Consider the following 16,676-nt stretch of genomic DNA (forward strand, 5'->3'; position numbering starts at 1 on the left):
AGCCTGCTGTGGAAGTCGAGATAACTGCCGGAAAGTGTGCGGCAGTGTGGCAATACCTTCCCTGAATTGCGCACAACAATGGATCACTCGCAGGCCATATGGCCGCCTGCATGATTTGACGTTGTCATGACCTGGCTCACCGATAGACGCAAGGCCAACAGATGCGAAGTGTAACACACCGCCACAGTTTCGCTAATTTCACTCGACCGTGAATTACGATGACGACATGTTGACCACCTTTCTCGACGTATCAGTGCACGTTTCACACCACCTGACCCAACTCTGTCGCGATCGTGCTCAGAAAAGTTGCCATAAGGTCACGCCATTGACGCAAGACAACGACACTTTGCGCCCTGGAGCACCTCCCGCACTTTCGTGGTGCGCAAAAAAAACCTCTCCCATTGGGAGAGGTTCAAAAATGGATGACGCGATGTCATTCCGAGCAGCATCGAAGCCGGTCTTGGCGCCAACCCTGACCGACCACCGATTCAAAGGGGACGAATGGCATTGCCTTGTCCGTGGAGCCTGAGCGCGACGCGAGAATCCTCGGGCCACTCGTCCTCACCTGTTGGGAGCCTGCCCTCCTGTCTTGCCGACAGACTGACAGACTCCCGAATTCTTGCTGTCCCGCGCGGCCTTGTCGGTTGATCAATGAGGGATCAAAGGCCGCGCGGGACTCACCAAGTGCTTACTTGGCGGCTTGCATTGCCAGCGCAGTGTCGAGCATACGGTTGGAGAAGCCCCACTCGTTGTCGTACCACGCCATGACCTTGACCAGGCGATCTTCGCTGACGCGAGTGTGATTGCTGTCGAAGGTAGAAGAGTGTGCATCGTGATTGAAATCGATGGACACCAGCGGCAGCTCGTTGACAGCCAGCACGCTGGAGCCTTCGGCAGCCTTGGCCACGATGGCGTTGATCTCTTCGATGGAGGTATCACGTGACGCGGTGAAGGTCAGATCGACCAGCGACACGTTGATGACCGGCACGCGGATCGCCAGACCATCCAGCTTGCCGTTCAGTTCCGGCAGCACCAGACCCACCGCCGCGGCAGCACCGGTCTTGGTCGGGATCATGGAATGGGTCGCGCTGCGGGCACGGTACGGGTCGGAGTGGTAGACATCCGACAGGTTCTGATCGTTGGTGTAGGCGTGAATGGTCGTCATCAGACCGTTCTCGATGCCGACTTCATCATTCAGCGCCTTGGCGACCGGCGCCAGGCAGTTGGTGGTGCAGGACGCGTTGGAGACGACCTGGTGCTCGGCCTTCAGCACATCTTCATTGACGCCGAATACGACGGTCGCATCGGCATCGCCGCTCGGCGCGGAGATCAGCACACGCTTGGCGCCGGCTTCGATGTGCTTGGCAGCGGCAGCACGCTTGGTGAACAGACCGGTGCATTCCATCACCAGGTCGATGTCCAGGCTGGACCACGGCAGCTGGGCCGGGTCACGCTCGGCCAGAATGCGGATCTTGTCGTCACCGACGAACAGGTTCTCTTCGTCGTGCGAGACGGTCTCGGCGAAACGGCCGTGGACGGTATCGCGGCTCAGCAGGTGAGCGTTGAGCTTCGGATCACCCAGATCATTGATGGCGACGACCTGGATACGATCGTTGTACTGACCTTCATACAGCGCACGCAGCACGTTGCGACCGATGCGACCAAAACCATTGATGGCGACGCGTAATGTCATGACTCAACTCCTGTGGCGTATGGCGGGTGCAGGACCAGACCTGATCCAGGAACGAAAGCCTGCAATGCGTTCCGTGAAATTATCCTACACGCTTTTCCCATAATTTGGCCGAAAGTCGTCCAGTCTTCAAGCAGTTTTTTTGTTAAATTTACCGAATATTCCGAACAAAACCGTTTCTCGAGCGCCATGACGCGCTACTGTAGGCTACCCCGGTAACCGAACGACGCGACACGAGTGAGGCCAGAGGCTTTACACCGCCATCACCACTGGATAGCGTCGCCGGATAGCAGCACGCCCACACAGCGGGAAACGCTTTCTTTCGCCAGCCTCGGCGCCCTGCGCCGCCTGATACATGAGGTAAGAGCATGTCAGTCAACCAGACCGTAGAGCACGTGACCCAGCGCATCATCGACCGCTCCCGCGAACGCCGCGCCGCCTATGAGCAGTTGATGGAAAGCCAGCAGCGCCGCGGTGTACACCGCTCCGAGCTCTCCTGTGGCAACCTGGCGCACGGCTTTGCCGCCTGTGGCGAGACCGACAAGAATCGTCTCAAGCTGATGAACTCGGCCAACCTGGGCATTATTTCGTCATATAACGACATGTTGTCCGCCCACCAGCCGTTCGAGGACTATCCGCGCATCATCAAGGAAGCCGTCCAGGCAATGGGCTCCACCGCCCAGTTCGCCGGCGGCGTGCCCGCGATGTGCGATGGCGTGACCCAGGGTCAGCCCGGCATGGAGCTGTCGCTGTTCTCGCGCGACCTGATCGCCATGGCCGCCGCTGTCGGCCTGTCGCACAACATGTTCGATGGCGCCCTGTTCCTCGGCGTGTGCGACAAGATCGTCCCGGGCCTGTTCATCGCCGCCGCACGCTTCGGCCACCTGCCGACGCTGTTCGTGCCGGCCGGCCCGATGCCCTCCGGCCTGCCCAACAACGAGAAGGCGCGTGTCCGTCAGCTGTTCGCCGAAGGCAAGGTCGGCCGCGATGCGCTGCTGGAAGCCGAGTCCGCGTCCTACCACAGCCCGGGCACCTGCACCTTCTATGGCACCGCCAACTCCAACCAGCTGATGGTCGAGCTGATGGGCCTGCACCTGCCGGGCGCGTCCTTCGTCAATCCGGGTACCCCGCTGCGCGAAGCCCTGACGCGTCACGCCGCCGAGCAGACCATCCGCAACAGTGAAGTCGGCGGCGACTACCGTCCCTTCTATCGCCAGATCGATGCCCGCGCCATCGTCAATGCCATGGTCGGCCTGCTGGCTTCCGGCGGCTCCACCAACCACACCCTGCACCTGGTCGCGATGGCCGGCGCTGCGGGCGTGACCATCACCTGGGATGACTTCACCGAGCTTTCCGCGGTGGTGCCGAGCCTGACGCGCATCTACCCGAACGGCCAGGCCGACATCAATCACTTCCAGGCGGCCGGCGGCATGAGCTTCCTGATCCGTGAACTGCTCAAGGCGGGTCTGCTCCACGACATCCCCACCCAGGACGGTGGCACCCTGGCCGGCTATGTCCGCGAGCCCTTCCTCGAGAACGGCAAGCTGGTCTGGAAGGACGGCCCCACCGACAGCCTCGACGAAGATGTGCTGCGCCCGGTGGCCAACCCGTTCGCCCCGACAGGCGGCCTGACCGTACTGGACGGCAACCTCGGTCGCGGCGTGATCAAGGTCTCCGCCGTCAAGGAAGAGCATCGTCTCGTCGAAGCGCCGGTGAAGCTGTTCAGCGACCAGGATGAGATGAAGGCCGCCTTCGAAGCCGGTGAGTTGGAGCAGGACATGGTCGCCGTGGTGCGCTACCAGGGCCCGCGTGCCAACGGCATGCCGGAACTGCACAAGCTGACGCCCTACCTCGGCATCCTGCAGGACCGCGGCTTCAAGGTCGCACTGGTGACGGATGGCCGCATGTCTGGCGCCTCGGGCAAGGTCCCGGCCGCCATTCACATGACGCCGGAAGCGCTCGACGGCGGCCCGCTGGCACGCCTGCGCGAAGGTGACGTAGTCCGCCTGGACGCCAATGCCGGCACCCTCACGGCGCTGGTCGATGAAGCCGAATGGGCCGAGCGCGAGGCCGAGACCATCACTCGCGACAGCTATCATCACGGCCTGGGCCGCGAGCTGTTCTCCGGCATGCGCTCACTGGTCGGCGGTGCCGAGGAAGGCGCTTCCAGCTTTGCAGGCTACGGCGACCTGCCGGGCAGTGGCCACGACCTGATGTGATGGGCGCACCCTGTCACTCTCCTGAGGCACTGACGCAAAGGAAGGATGCCGGACGATGACCCGCGACACCTCCCATCGCCTTGCTCTGGTAGGCGATATCGGTGGCACCAATGCCCGGCTGGCACTTGTCCAGCCGGGCAGCCACACCCTGCAGCACATCCAGACGCTCGCCTGCGCCGAGCATGCCGGACTCGAGGAGGCCATCCAGGCCTACTATCGAATGCTGGGCCTGTCAGAGGCCGAGCAACCCGTCGAGGCCTGCCTGGCCTTCGCCTGCCCCGTGCATGATGAACGCGTCAGCATGACCAACAATCACTGGACGTTTCTCAAGCGCGAGGTGCGCGAATCATTGAGGCTTGAGCGCTTCAAGTGCCTCAATGATTTCACCGCCATGGCGCTGGGCGTGCCACACATCGAGGCCAGCGAACGCCTGGCCATCGGTGAGGAGCTCACCGAAGGTAGTGGTGACGCGGCCTCGCCACGCCTGGTGATCGGCCCCGGCACCGGCCTGGGTGTCGCGGGTCTGGTGCGCGGCACGCACAACTGGATTCCTCTCGCGACCGAAGGGGGGCATGCAAGCTTCGCCCCCACCGACGAGATCGAGGATGGCCTGCTTGGCATCTTCCGCCGTCACCATGGTCGCGTCTCGGTGGAGCGCCTGCTGTGTGGCCAGGGCATGCTCGAGATCTATCAGGCCCTGGGCGAGCTGCGTCAGCAGGAATCACCGCTGGCAAGCGCCGCTGACGTCAGCCAGGCAGCACATGAGCACCTGGATCACGATGAACCGCAGAATGCTCTCGCCTTTGATGCCGTGATGCGCTTCATGAAGATTCTTGGCGCGGTCGCCGGCGATGCAGCACTCACGCTGGGGGCGCGTGGCGGGGTCTATCTGTGTGGTGGCGTGCTGCCGCGCAACCTGGATCTGCTGATGCGCAGCGATTTCCGTCACGCCTTCACCGACAAGAATCGTCTGAGCCGTTACAATGCCGCGATACCCACCTGGGTGGTGACCGCGCCGTGGACCGGCCTGCTGGGCGCCGCCGAGGCTCTGCACAATGAAGAGGTGGCATGATGCACCGCCACCTCCTGAACCATCGAGGTAGCTCGAGATGATCCCCGAAAGTCTGCGCGCACTGATCGCCGACACCGCTGGCCAACGCACTGTCGAATGGCAGGGCCGCTCGCTGTTGATCCTCAACCAGGAGTGGGGCGAGCTGGTGGTCTGCCACCAGGGGGCTCAGGTGCTGCACTATCAGCCGACGGGCGATTCTCCCTGGCTGTGGGTGACGGAAACGCCCGCCGCCCTGCCGGGCAGCATTCGCGGCGGCATTCCGCTGTGCTGGCCCTGGTTCGCGGATGAATTCCCCGAGGGCGAAAGCGAACTGCACGGCCCCGCTCGCAAGGCCGACTGGCGCATCGATGCGGTGGACGAGGAAGAGGAAGGCGTCGAGATCCATGCCTCACCGGTCTCAGCGCTGCATGCCGCCCTCTCTCCGCGCGTGGTGATCTTTGCCAGCCGCCGCTTCCTCAAGGTCGAGCTGATCACGGAAAACCGTGGCGAGGCCCCGATCAAGATGACCGGCGCACTGCATACCTACTTCGCAGTGCCAAATGCCTTCGAGTGTCGCGTCACCGGCCTGGCCGGCGCCAGCTACCTGGACAAGCGCCAGGACTTCTCGCGCTTCGACCAACAGGGCGAACTGGGCGTGCGCGGCCCGCTGGACCGCATCTACCAGACCAGCCAGGTTCAGGTGCTCGAGGACGGCAAGCGTCAGCTGCGCATCGCCAAGCAGGGCTCTGACTCCACGGTGGTTTGGCATCCCGGTGACGCGCCGCCGGCCGACACCAGCGTCGAGAATGCGCGCAGCTTCCTGTGTGTCGAGACCGCCTGCACGCGCCTCGACCCGGTCTGGCTGCCGCCGGGCGCTCAGCATCTGCTGGCTCAGCACATCTCACCGCTGAGCGGTGATGAGGCAAGCGGCGAATGAATGACAGCCGGCCACGCGGCTCACGGCGTGGCCGGCACCTTGCGCACCTTGTCGACCAACCGAGAGCACCAAGCGCCTGAATCGTGTCATCGACACGACTCCCGGCTGACAGTGACTCTCGTCTCGCCTGCAAGCGTGCGTCGGGCCGCCACAGAATGCGACCCGCCCCGATGAACTTCAACAACCCATACGATGGACACTTCCATGCTGCAATTGACCCGTAGTGTTTCCTGGCAGGCGCTGACCCGGCTGGGCGAGGTGACCCGCAACGACCGCATCCGCGATTACTTCGCGGCGGATCCCAAGCGCTTCGAGAAGATGAGCCTGCGCGTCGGCGGCCTGTTTCTCGACTACTCCAAGCACCACATCTCCGATGAGGTGATGGAGGCGCTGGTCGAGCTGGCTGAGCACTCTGCACTCGTTCAACGTCGCGCGCAGATGTTCTCCGGCGACATCATCAACGTCACCGAGAATCGCCCGGTGCTGCACACCGCACTGCGCAGCCAGACCAACACGCCGGTCATCGTCGATGGCAAGGACGTGATGCCGGAAATCCACAAGACGCGCGAGCAGATCCGCGCCTTCTCGGAAGCCGTGCGCAGCGGTGAGTGGAAAGGCTTCGACGGCCAGCGGATTCGCGACGTGGTCAACATCGGCATCGGCGGCTCCGATCTGGGCCCCAACATGGCCTGCCGTGCGCTGCTCAAGCATCGCCACCCGGAAATCAACTTCCACTTCGTCTCCAACGTCGATGGCAACCACATCCAGAAGGTGCTCAAGCGCCTGGATCCGGCCACCACGCTGTTCATCGTCTCCACCAAGACCTTCTCCACCCAGGAAACCCTGCTCAACGCCAAGACGGCGCGCCGCTGGTTCCTGGAGCACGCCGGTCAGGATGCCGACGTCGGTGCCCACTTCGTCGCGGCTTCCACCAACCGCAAGGCGGCCAAGGAATTCGGCATTCGCGAAGAGAACGTCTTCGAATTCTGGGCCTGGGTTGGCGGTCGCTACTCCATGTGGTCTTCCATCGGCCTGCCCATCGCCCTGTCCATCGGCTATCAAGGTTTCATGGAGCTGCTGGAAGGCGCCCACGAGATGGACCAGCACTTCATCAATGCGCCGATGGCCGAGAACATGCCGGTCCTGATGGCGCTGATCGGCATCTGGTACATCAACTTCATGGGCGCCGAGACCCAGGCCATCGTGCCTTACGACCAGGCCCTGCATCAGCTGCCCGCCTTCCTGCAACAGCTGGACATGGAATCCAACGGCAAGTCAGTCGACATCTTCGGCCGTCCGGTGGACTACAAGACCGGCCCGATCGTGTGGGGCGAGACCGGCTCCAACGGCCAGCATGCCTTCTTCCAGCTGCTGCACCAGGGCACGCGCTACGTACCCATCGACTTCATCGCCTCGCTGAAGCCGGAGCCGGGCACCGAAGAGCACCACTTCGCGCTGATCACCAACATGCTGGCGCAGGCCAACGCCTTCATGGAAGGCAGCCAGGATGGCAGCAACCTCGATCCGCACTACAATTGCCCGGGCAACCGCCCGTCGAGCACCCTGCTGCTGGATGAGATGACCCCGCGCAATCTCGGCGCACTGATCGCCCTCTACGAGCACAAGGTCTTCGTGCAAGGCGTGATCTGGAACATCAACTCCTTCGACCAGTGGGGCGTGCAGCTCGGCAAGCGCATCGCCGGGGAAATCAGCGCGCGTATCGATACCGACGTGAAGGCCTTCGATCCGTCCACCCAGGGCCTGCTGGCGCTGGTCCGCGAGCACTTCCCTGCCGGTGGCGCCACCCAGACGGATGACAGCAACGACAAGCCGGGCAAGAAAGCCAAAGGCTCCACGACGACCACTCGCAAGGAAACCTCCTCCTGATGACTCCGGTAATCGCGTTCGGCGAAGCGCTCGTCGACATGCTCTCCAACAAGCTCGGCGGCCAGGCCGTCGAGCAGGAAACCTTCACGCCCTACGCGGGCGGCGCACCGGCCAACGTCGCGGTTGCCTGTGCCCGCCTCGGCCTGCCGAGCCACTTCGTCGGCATGCTGGGTCAGGACAGCTTCGGTGACTTCCTGCACGACGAACTGAGTGCTCATGGCGTGCAGATGGATCACGTCAAGCGCACCAGCCATGCGCGCACCGCGCTCGCCTTCGTGTCTCGCGATGAAGAGGGTGAACGCCGCTTCGACTTCTATCGTCCGCCGGCCGCTGACCTGCTGTTCCGTCCGGAGCACGCCGGACCTGAGCTGTTCGCGACTCCCGCCATCTTCCACCTGTGCAGCAACAGCCTGACTGACGCCGGCATCGCGGACACCAGCTTCGTGCTCGCATCACGCGCGCGTGCTGCAGGCTCTCTGGTCAGCGTGGATGCCAATCTGCGTCACAACCTGTGGCCGAACCAGCAGGTCGATGTGACCCTGGTCACGCGCCTGCTGGACAACGCCGACATCCTCAAGCTGTCCCAGGAAGAGGTCGAGGCCCTGACCGGCAGTCAGCCGCAGACCGACTGGCTCGAAGCGCGCCTGAAGGCCGGTGTGCGCCTGATCGTGCTCACCGATGGCCCGGGCGTGATCCGTGCCCTGGTGCGCAAGCAGAGCGGCGACATCGAGACCGTCAGCATCACGCCGCCCACCGTCAAGGCGGTCGATACCACCGCCGGTGGTGATGCCTTCATCGGAGGCTTCCTGTCAGCCCTCAGCGAAGCCGGCATCAATGCCGACAACCTGAGCGACTGGTGCGAAGACGAGAGCCATCTCAACGCCGCACTGGAGCGTGCAGCGGCCTGCGGCGCCTTCGCCGTGACTCGCCCGGGAGCCTATGCCGCACTGCCCAAGCGTGAAGACCTCGACGCTATGAAATGATGGCCGGATAATTGCGCTGACCGGTTATCGGCCAGCGCCATCATTTCCCTGAGAGGCGCATGATAAAAGCCCCTTTGATCATCAGACCAAAGGGGCTTTTTTCGTGACCATGACGCTCATGCTTGCGCATTGGCTACCCTCCCTTCATCGGACAGGGAGTCAGTCATCACGGAAGTGACAGACGTAAAAAAGCCGGCCCCGAGGGACCGGCTTTCGTTAGCTTGCTAGACGATTGAAGACGTCTTAGAAGCCGTAGTAGATGCCGACTGCAGCGCCGTCACCATCATCGCCAGAACGGTCGTACTGGGCGTATTCAATGTAGGTGTACATCGCGGAAGAGATGTTGTAAGTCACACCCAGGTTGAATTCGTTGAAGCTGTCGTCGCCGCCATTGTCGGCAGCCAGAGAGGAACCATCTTCAGCGTCGACATACTGGTAACCACCGTAGACGTCACCCATGCCGTAGCCGTAACGCGCACCGACACCATAGTAATCGACATCAGCATTGTCAGCGTCGGCAGCGAAGCGCTCGGCCTTCAGGGCAACGCGCAGGGCATCGACAGTGTACTGAGCGGTCAAACCATACTGCTCGCCGATATCACCCTGTGCATTGCCAGTATTTGTAGTCGTGGAAACACCACCTACAGTATTTGTGACAGTGCTGGAAACACCATCGAACTGACCCAAGTCGTCATACACGGCAGCGATGGAGAAACCACCGACGGTGTACTTACCACCGGCGTAGAAGGACGCCTGGTTGGAATCGGTGACGTTCTCGTCTTCGCCGTCGCCTTCAAAGTTGGAACCGACTGCGAACTGCATGCCGCCCATGATCGGAGACATGTACTGCAGCTTGTTGCCTTCCTTGACGGAGCTGGTGCCAGAAACGTCACCAGTGATATTGCTGCTGGAGTCAGTCAGGTCGAAGTATTCGTTGTTGGAGATCGGATCCTGGATCCAGTCATCCATCAGCTGATCCCAGGAACCGATGCGCGCGTCACCGAAGGAGCCCTTGGCACCGACATAAGTTTGGTCGCCGTCGTTCAGGCCATTGCCGCCACCCTTGGATTCGTCAGCGTCAAATTCCCACTCGGCCTTGAAGTAACCGACGATGTCGTCAGTGATCTTGTGCTCGCCCTTGGCGCCGAAGGTAGAGCCGTTGTCACCCAGGTCGCTTTCAGCGTCGCCGCCGAGCTGGTCGACATAAGAGTATGCCAGCTGAACGTTACCGTAGATGTCCAGCTTGGTACCGTCCTGGTTGTAGACAGTAGCAGCGGAAGCAGAAGTAGCAGCCAGGGCAGCAGCGCCGGCGATGGCAGTAGCCAGAAGTGTCTTTTTCATCGCGATAGTTCCTTAACTAGCGTTAACTGTTCGATCGTGTCTGCCGGTGGCAGTGACCAAGGTTCCGGGCGCTTGATGACGCCTCTAAAACTCTGTGGCCTAGTTATTATCCAATGCTCGCAGGGAAACCATATACCGGGCTTTCAGGATGTGCAACAGAAAAAAACACTGTTTTCGATCACCACTCCTGAACCTATCCATCGGTCGGTTGTCTGGCGTGAGCATACTCTAGGGCTCAAGAATGAAGGATTCATGACAACCATGCGTCTTGACGCGGATTCCTGCATCACCGAGCGCATCGCTGAGCGTTAATCTCGGATTCATTGTGGAAAAACCTCGTTTGCGACAAAAGTCGCAGAACAAATACCCGTCAACTGCTGTGCTTGTCTGATGCCAAGTTGTGGTTTCCTCTCAGCTTTATCTTCATGAAAGGCACCGTCCCTGTGCCAATGATTCATTCATGAGTCTGCTATCAATATCGATCATCAAGCTGGGTCATAAAACCCAGTCAACAAGCCCAGTCGCCCTCCCTGTCATCAAGCTCCGTCACAAACTCTGTCATCAATCAATCTTTCCATTGCACCTTGTCAGCAGGCAGTGATCCTCAACTGCTCAACCAGTTGGGCAGGAACAGCGAGATAGCCGGCACATAGGTGATCAACACCAGGAACAGCAGCAACAGCGACAGCCACGGCAATGCTGCCCGAATGACCCAGGTCATCGGCTTGCCGGTGATCCCCGCCGTCACGAAGAGATTCAGCCCCACGGGGGGTGTCAGCATGCCGATCTCCATGTTGACCACCATGATGATGCCGAGATGGATCGGGTCGATCCCCAGCTGCGTCGCGATGGGGAACAGGATCGGCGCCATGATCAGCAGGATGGCCGAGGGCTCCATGAAGTTGCCCGCCGCCAGCAGCAGCAGATTCATCACGATCAGGAAGCCCCACGCCGGCAGTCCCCAGCCGATGATGGTTTCGGCGATGGTGTGTGGAATGCGCTCCGTGGTCAGTACATGCGCGAACAGCATCGCGTTGGCGATGATGAACAGCAGCATCATCGAGACGCGCGCGCCATCCAGTACCACCTTCTTGACCTCCTGATCGGTGAAGGACCCCAGAAGCCCGGCAGGTACCTGCCATAGCGCGCGCAACCCCGCACTCCCCCAGGCTTCGTTGCCCTTGCGCCACGGCACGTTCTTCAACGGCCCCATGTCGCGATAGCCCACCACGGCGATGAACCAGGCATACACCGTGGCCACGGCCGCGGCTTCGGTGGGGCTGGCCACGCCGCCATAGATCGACCCCAGCACGATGAAGATCAACATCAGACCGCCCATGGCGATCAGGCCGGAGCGCGCAAGCACCCGTACGCCGGGGAAAGGCTGTGCTGGCAACTTCTTGATCCGCGCCGCGATATAGATGGCGACCATCAGGATACCGCCCATCAAAAGCCCCGGAATCAGGCCGGCCATGAACATCTTGGCCGCCGAGACTTCCGTGGCGGCGGAATACACCAGCATCACGATGGACGGCGGGATCAGGATGCCCAGTGTCCCGGCATTGGTGATCACGCCCGCCGCGAAGGACTCGGTATAGCCCTGGCGCACCATGCCCGCGATCACGATGGAGCCGATCGCCGCCACCGTGGCCGGAGAGGAGCCGGACACGGCGGCAAACAGCATGCATGCCAATACGGAGGCCATCGCCAGCCCACCGCGCACGTGGCCGATGGCATCGGTGGCGAAGGTAATCAGGCGACGTGCCACGCCACCGGTCGAGAGAAAGGTGCTGGAGAGAATGAAGAACGGGATCGCCAGCAGGGTGTAGTGATGCGACAGGGCTTCGAACAGCTTGATCGCCACCGACCCCAGTGAGTCACTGGAAAACAGCAGGATCGTGGTGACGCTCGAGAAGCCCAGCGCAAAGGCGATCGGCATGCCGAGAAAGATGCCGCCGAACAACAGCGCAAACAGAGTGGCTATGGTCATCGTGGTGTTCCCTGATCACTGTCACGGCCAGCATCGCCGTTGTCTTGGCCATCCGGCTCATCCGACTGCACCAGATGCATGCTGTCCTCGCCTTCGTCATGAAAGCCGAAGCCACTGGCATCGCCACGAATCACCTTCCAGCCCAGTACTGCAAAGCGCAGCATCAGCAGCAACATGGCAATGGGCAGAATGGTGAGGGCGTACCACTTGGGAATCGCGATGTCCTCAAGCTCGATGCCGATCATCTTCATCAGCGAGAGATATTCATAGCTGCCGACCAGCAGCATCACGCAGTACGCCATGCAGATCGCCAGCGCCAGCAAGGTCGCCACGCGCTGCCAGAGCATCGGCAGCATCTTGACCACGACATCCACGCCGATGTGCGCGCCCTGCTTGACGCCCCAGGACACGCCGACCAGCACGAACCAGCCCGCCAGATACAGCGTGGCTTCCTGTGACCAGCTGATGCCGGTATTGAAGACGAAGCGCAACACCACCTCGACGAAGACCAGCAGCACCATCGCTACCAGCAGCAGCGAGAACAGCGTCTCTTCCGCCTTGTGAAGCCATCGTAGTGCCATGGCAAAAATCCTCATGTCGCTCAAGGACACTTGCCCCATGCGAGATCGCCGATGTCCTGGCGCTCAAGATGGGGCAAGTGATGGATGGCCTGATGGCTTACTGGTTGGCAGCTTCCGCGGCGTCGACGATGTCCTGACCGATGTCGTCGGCAAACTCGCCCCATACCGGCTTCATGGCGTCGACCCACTGCTGACGCTGGGCATCGTCGAGCGTGATGATCTCGCTCTGGCCTGAATCGAGGATGGCCTGCTTGGCCTCCATGTTCTTGGCTTCGGAGAGCTGGTTGCCGTAGACGATGGCCTCATCGAGCGCCGACTTGACCTCACCACGCACATCATCCGGCAGGCCATTCCAGAAGCGCGCCGAGGACACCACCATGTAATCCAGCACGCCGTGGTTGGATTCGGTGATGTACGGCTGCACCTCGAAGAACTTCTGGGAGTAGATATTGGAGTAGGTATTCTCCTGGCCGTCGATGGCCTTGGTCTGCAGCAGGATGAAGACCTCGGAGAACGGCTTCTTCAGCGAGACGGCGTCCACCGCGTCAAACTGGGCCTCGAGCACATCGGAGGTCATGATGCGGAATTTCTTGCCGTCGGCATCCTCCGGTGTCTTGAGCGGCGATGACGCGGACAGCTGCTTCATGCCGTTATGCAGATAACCGAGCCCCACCAGCCCCTTGGATTCCAGCGACGTCAGCAATGACTGGCCCGTCTCGCTGCTCTGGAAGCGCTCGACAGCGCCCATGTCCTTGAACAGGAAGGGCAGATCGAAGACCTGCAGCTGATCGGTATATTTCTGGAACTTGGACAGTGACGGTGCCGCCAGCTGCACATCGCCCAGCAGCATGGCTTCCAGTACCTTGTCGTCCCCGTACAGCTGCGAACTGGGGTAGAGCTCGACTTCCACCTTGTCGCCCAGACGCTCCTCTACCAGTTGCTGGAATTTCTTGCCCATCTGGCCCTTGGGGGTATTTTCCGCCACCACATGGGAGAACTTGATGGTGATCGGGTCGGCCATGGCCGTCGCTGAGGCAAACAGGATGGCAGCACTCAGGGCGGTCAGGGCTGGCTTGATAAGGCGCATGGCGAATCCTCTTGAATTGCGGATATTGTTGGTCTTGTAGGGCATTCGATATCCCGTCTGCGCGGCTCCGGCACGAAGCCGCGCAGAGGTGCGGCGCGAGCAGGGATAGCCGAGACACTGCGAGCATTGCGCCACAGCCGCCAGATAGACGAGACAATCCAGACAATTCAATGAGTTGAAGACACACAGTTCGCACATAACTCGCGCACAAGTGAGCCGAATTCCGCGGGCCGCTGGCGATCTGTGAGGAGTTGTGCGGATTTCCGCCCACCAACGACAAGGCCCCTGTGCGGGAATCCGCACAGGGGCCTTGTCTGTTACCACCGATCATTGTCGACCGAGCGTCTTCACCAGCTGTCACATCACCTGCCAACACACTCTCAGGAACGGTTCTCAGGGACTGTGTTCAAGGACTGTGTTCAGGGACGGTGCTTGGTCATCAGCTCGCTGAGCTTGTGGCTGATACGCTGATCGGTCGCCTGCTCTTCCCGCGCCTTCTGCTGGCGCGTCAGCTCATCGAGCTGTTGACGGGCATGGCGTGCTTCATCTTCCGTCACGGCACCCACCGACTGACCCGAGAGGTCCACGCGCTGCGTGCCCGCCCGTACCGCCTTCAGATACCGCGGCAGATGGACATAACCCGCCAGCGCGCGCCGCACCAGTTTGTCATCCCAGGGCTCGTTGTCCAGCAGCTCGATATGGATGCCGATCTTCAGCGGCCGAGTGTGGCCCTTGAAGAAGGTATCCGGATAGCGCTTGTACCACTGCTTGAGCAGCGCATGGGGAGAAGGCGCCGTCTCAGGCTGAGAAGCCTGCTGCGCCTCGCCCTGCTCGACCTCGTTCTGCTGCTGCGCTTCCTGCTCCTGCGGTACCTGAGCTCGCGACATCTGGGCTTGCAGCGCTTGATCTTGCGACACCTGAGCCTCGGACGAATCAGCAGCCGTCGCTGACTGCGCGGCAGCTGCCGGCTGGCTCACGTTCAGGCGCTCTGAGGCCAGGCGTTCTGCCTGCGCCTCCTGCTGCGCTGCCAGACCCGACTCCGCATTCGGGGAGGATTGCGGCGCAGAAGTCTGCTCAGCCAGTTCGCGCAATTGCGCATCTCGCGCCAGCAACGCCTCATTCACCGCGCTTAACTGCGCCTGCTGCTCCTGCAGTGTCTGGCGCGCCGCCGCGAGTTGCTCAGCGAGCTGCTCACGCTCATGACGCTCTGCGACCAGTGCACGCTCGGCTTCTGCCAGCGCACGCTGATGCGCATCGGCATCTGCCGTGGCTGCAGACGCTGTCTGCTGCTCCAGCGCATCGCGCAGGCGGGCATTTTCCGACTCCAGGGCCGCACGGGCCTGGCGCTCTGTGTCACGCTGCTGTCGCTGTGTGTCGGCTTCATGTTCAAGCGCAGAATACAGCGCTTCGAGGCGATCCATCGTCAAGGCCTGAGCCTCCCTTGCACGCTATGGGCAGTTCCGTTTGGCACCAGTCTGTGTCAGTACCTGCTGACTGTAAAGGTCACGCCGACCAGCCAGTGGCTCAGACGTCGCGGCGCTCGAAGCGCACGAAGTCATAGGCCGGCAGGCCCTCACCACTCTCCCCCGGGACGCGCTGCGCTTCCTGCCAGCTCGCATCCAGCGCCGGGAAATGGGCATCGCCCTCGATCTCGACCGCAACCTCGGTGAGGTAGAGGCGCGTCGCCACCGGCAGTGCCTGGGCGTAGATCTGACCGCCACCGATCACCATGATCTCATCCACGCCGTCGATCATCGCGTGGTGGTCCGCCATGCTCAGCGCGGCGGCCAGGTCACTGCAGACCCGCACACCATCGTGGCTGAACTCGCTGTCACGCGTGACCACGATGTTGAGGCGGTTGGGCAACGGCCTGCCGATGGAGGCGAAGGTCTTGCGTCCCATGATCACCGGCTTGCCCTGGGTGACATGCTTGAAGAACTTCAGGTCTTCCGGCAGATACCACGGCAACTGGTTGTCGACGCCGATCACGCGGTTGACCGACATGGCGGCAATCATCGCGACGGGCACGACGGTATCAGCCGCCGCCGTCAGCGGAGAGAATTCATTATCGCTCATACAGCCACCTGCGCCTTGATATGCGGATGGGATTCATAGCCTTCGATGGCAATGTCATCGAAGGTGAAGTCGAACAGATCCGTGACTTCCGGATTCAACACCAGCTGCGGCAGCGCCAGCGGCTCACGCGTCAACTGCTCACGCGCCTGCTCGAGATGATTGCTGTAAAGGTGGGCATCGCCGAGGGTGTGGATGAACTCGCCCGGCTTGAGGCCACACACCTGCGCGACCATCTGGGTCAGCAGCGCATAGCTTGCGATGTTGAACGGCACGCCGAGGAAGATGTCCGCGCTGCGCTGATAGAGCTGGCAGGACAGGCGACCATCGGCGACGTAGAACTGGAACAGCGCATGACAAGGCGGCAGCGCCATCTCGTCCACCAGCGCCGGGTTCCAGGCCGAGACCATCAGGCGGCGCGAATCCGGGTTGGTCTTGATCTGCTCGATCAGCTGGCTGATCTGGTCGACGGAACCGCCTTGCGGGTTCGGCCAGCTGCGCCACTGGTAACCGTATACCGGCCCGAGGTCGCCATTCTCATCGGCCCACTCGTCCCAGATACGCACGCCGTTTTCCTTCAGGTAGGCGATGTTGGTATCGCCCTTCAGGAACCACAGCAGCTCGTGGATGATCGAGCGCAGGTGCAGCTTCTTGGTCGTGACCAGCGGAAAGCCTTCGGCCAGATCAAAGCGCATCTGGTGGCCGAAGACACTCAGGGTGCCGGTGCCGGTGCGATCGCCCTTTTGTGTGCCGTTTTCCAGCACATGGCGCATCAGATCTAGATAGGGTTGCATGGTGGCGAGTCCGTACGGCGTGTCAGAGGCTGGCGCGGCGAGC

Annotated in this window: 13 protein-coding genes; 5 read left to right on the forward strand and 8 right to left on the reverse strand. The window is 61.6% G+C overall.

All coding sequences use genetic code 11. The annotated features are described in order from the left end of the window. Positions 1–688 precede the first annotated feature (688 nt). A complete protein-coding gene (gene gap / locus H2O77_RS13575; protein ID WP_043331416.1) occupies positions 689–1,693 on the reverse strand; it encodes a type I glyceraldehyde-3-phosphate dehydrogenase in 1,005 nt (334 codons plus the stop codon). 365 nt (positions 1,694–2,058) lie between these two features. Here gap and edd point away from each other — a divergent pair, with 365 nt between their 5' ends. From edd to H2O77_RS13600, 5 genes are all read left to right on the forward strand, one after another. Next, positions 2,059–3,909, forward strand: a complete 1,851-nt coding sequence (gene edd / locus H2O77_RS13580) for a phosphogluconate dehydratase (RefSeq protein ID WP_054555569.1) — start codon at positions 2,059–2,061, stop codon at positions 3,907–3,909. A 55-nt stretch (positions 3,910–3,964) separates the two neighbouring features. Then, positions 3,965–4,981 carry a glucokinase gene (gene glk / locus H2O77_RS13585; RefSeq protein ID WP_215823309.1) on the forward strand — a complete coding sequence of 339 codons (1,017 nt, stop codon included), beginning with the start codon at positions 3,965–3,967 and terminating at the stop codon, positions 4,979–4,981. A 37-nt stretch (positions 4,982–5,018) separates the two neighbouring features. After that, on the forward strand, positions 5,019–5,897 hold the full coding sequence (locus H2O77_RS13590; RefSeq protein ID WP_215823310.1) for a D-hexose-6-phosphate mutarotase: 879 nt from the start codon (positions 5,019–5,021) through the stop codon (positions 5,895–5,897). Positions 5,898–6,101: 204 nt separating this feature from the next. Next, positions 6,102–7,784 (forward strand): glucose-6-phosphate isomerase, encoded by a 1,683-nt coding sequence (gene pgi, locus H2O77_RS13595; protein ID WP_215823311.1) that lies wholly within the window; start codon positions 6,102–6,104, stop codon positions 7,782–7,784. After that, positions 7,784–8,767 (forward strand): carbohydrate kinase, encoded by a 984-nt coding sequence (locus H2O77_RS13600; RefSeq protein WP_054555573.1) that lies wholly within the window; start codon positions 7,784–7,786, stop codon positions 8,765–8,767. The genes pgi and H2O77_RS13600 overlap by 1 nt, the downstream gene beginning before the upstream one ends. Before the next feature lie 243 nt (positions 8,768–9,010). On the opposite strand, the gene H2O77_RS13605 is transcribed toward H2O77_RS13600, so the two are convergent. The 7 genes from H2O77_RS13605 to H2O77_RS13635 form a co-directional block, all read right to left on the reverse strand. Continuing rightward, positions 9,011–10,108, reverse strand: a complete 1,098-nt coding sequence (locus H2O77_RS13605; protein WP_215823312.1) for a porin — start codon at positions 10,106–10,108, stop codon at positions 9,011–9,013. Between the two features lie 604 nt (positions 10,109–10,712). Continuing rightward, on the reverse strand, positions 10,713–12,098 hold the full coding sequence (locus H2O77_RS13610) for a TRAP transporter large permease subunit (RefSeq protein ID WP_043331424.1): 1,386 nt from the start codon (positions 12,096–12,098) through the stop codon (positions 10,713–10,715). Then, entirely contained in the window at positions 12,095–12,679 is a 585-nt protein-coding gene (locus H2O77_RS13615) for a TRAP transporter small permease (RefSeq protein ID WP_215823313.1), read from the reverse strand. Before H2O77_RS13615 ends, H2O77_RS13610 begins: the two co-directional genes overlap by 4 nt. A gap of 97 nt (positions 12,680–12,776) precedes the next feature. Next, positions 12,777–13,766: a TRAP transporter substrate-binding protein gene (locus tag H2O77_RS13620; RefSeq protein WP_192837504.1), complete on the reverse strand. Its 990-nt coding sequence runs from the start codon at positions 13,764–13,766 to the stop codon at positions 12,777–12,779. Positions 13,767–14,185: 419 nt separating this feature from the next. Next, a complete protein-coding gene (locus tag H2O77_RS17960; RefSeq protein ID WP_240548814.1) occupies positions 14,186–15,187 on the reverse strand; it encodes a ProQ/FINO family protein in 1,002 nt (333 codons plus the stop codon). Positions 15,188–15,290: 103 nt separating this feature from the next. Further along, entirely contained in the window at positions 15,291–15,842 is a 552-nt protein-coding gene (locus tag H2O77_RS13630) for a dihydrofolate reductase (RefSeq protein ID WP_215823314.1), read from the reverse strand. Further along, the gene (locus H2O77_RS13635; protein ID WP_043331428.1) at positions 15,839–16,633 is read right to left on the reverse strand and encodes a thymidylate synthase; all 795 of its coding nucleotides are present in this window, start codon (positions 16,631–16,633) and stop codon (positions 15,839–15,841) included. The genes H2O77_RS13630 and H2O77_RS13635 overlap by 4 nt, the downstream gene beginning before the upstream one ends. Between the last annotated feature and the right edge of the window lie 43 nt (positions 16,634–16,676).

It is taken from the genome of Cobetia sp. 4B, from assembly GCF_018831605.1.
In the GTDB taxonomy this organism is placed as follows: Bacteria; Pseudomonadota; Gammaproteobacteria; order Pseudomonadales; family Halomonadaceae; genus Cobetia; species Cobetia amphilecti.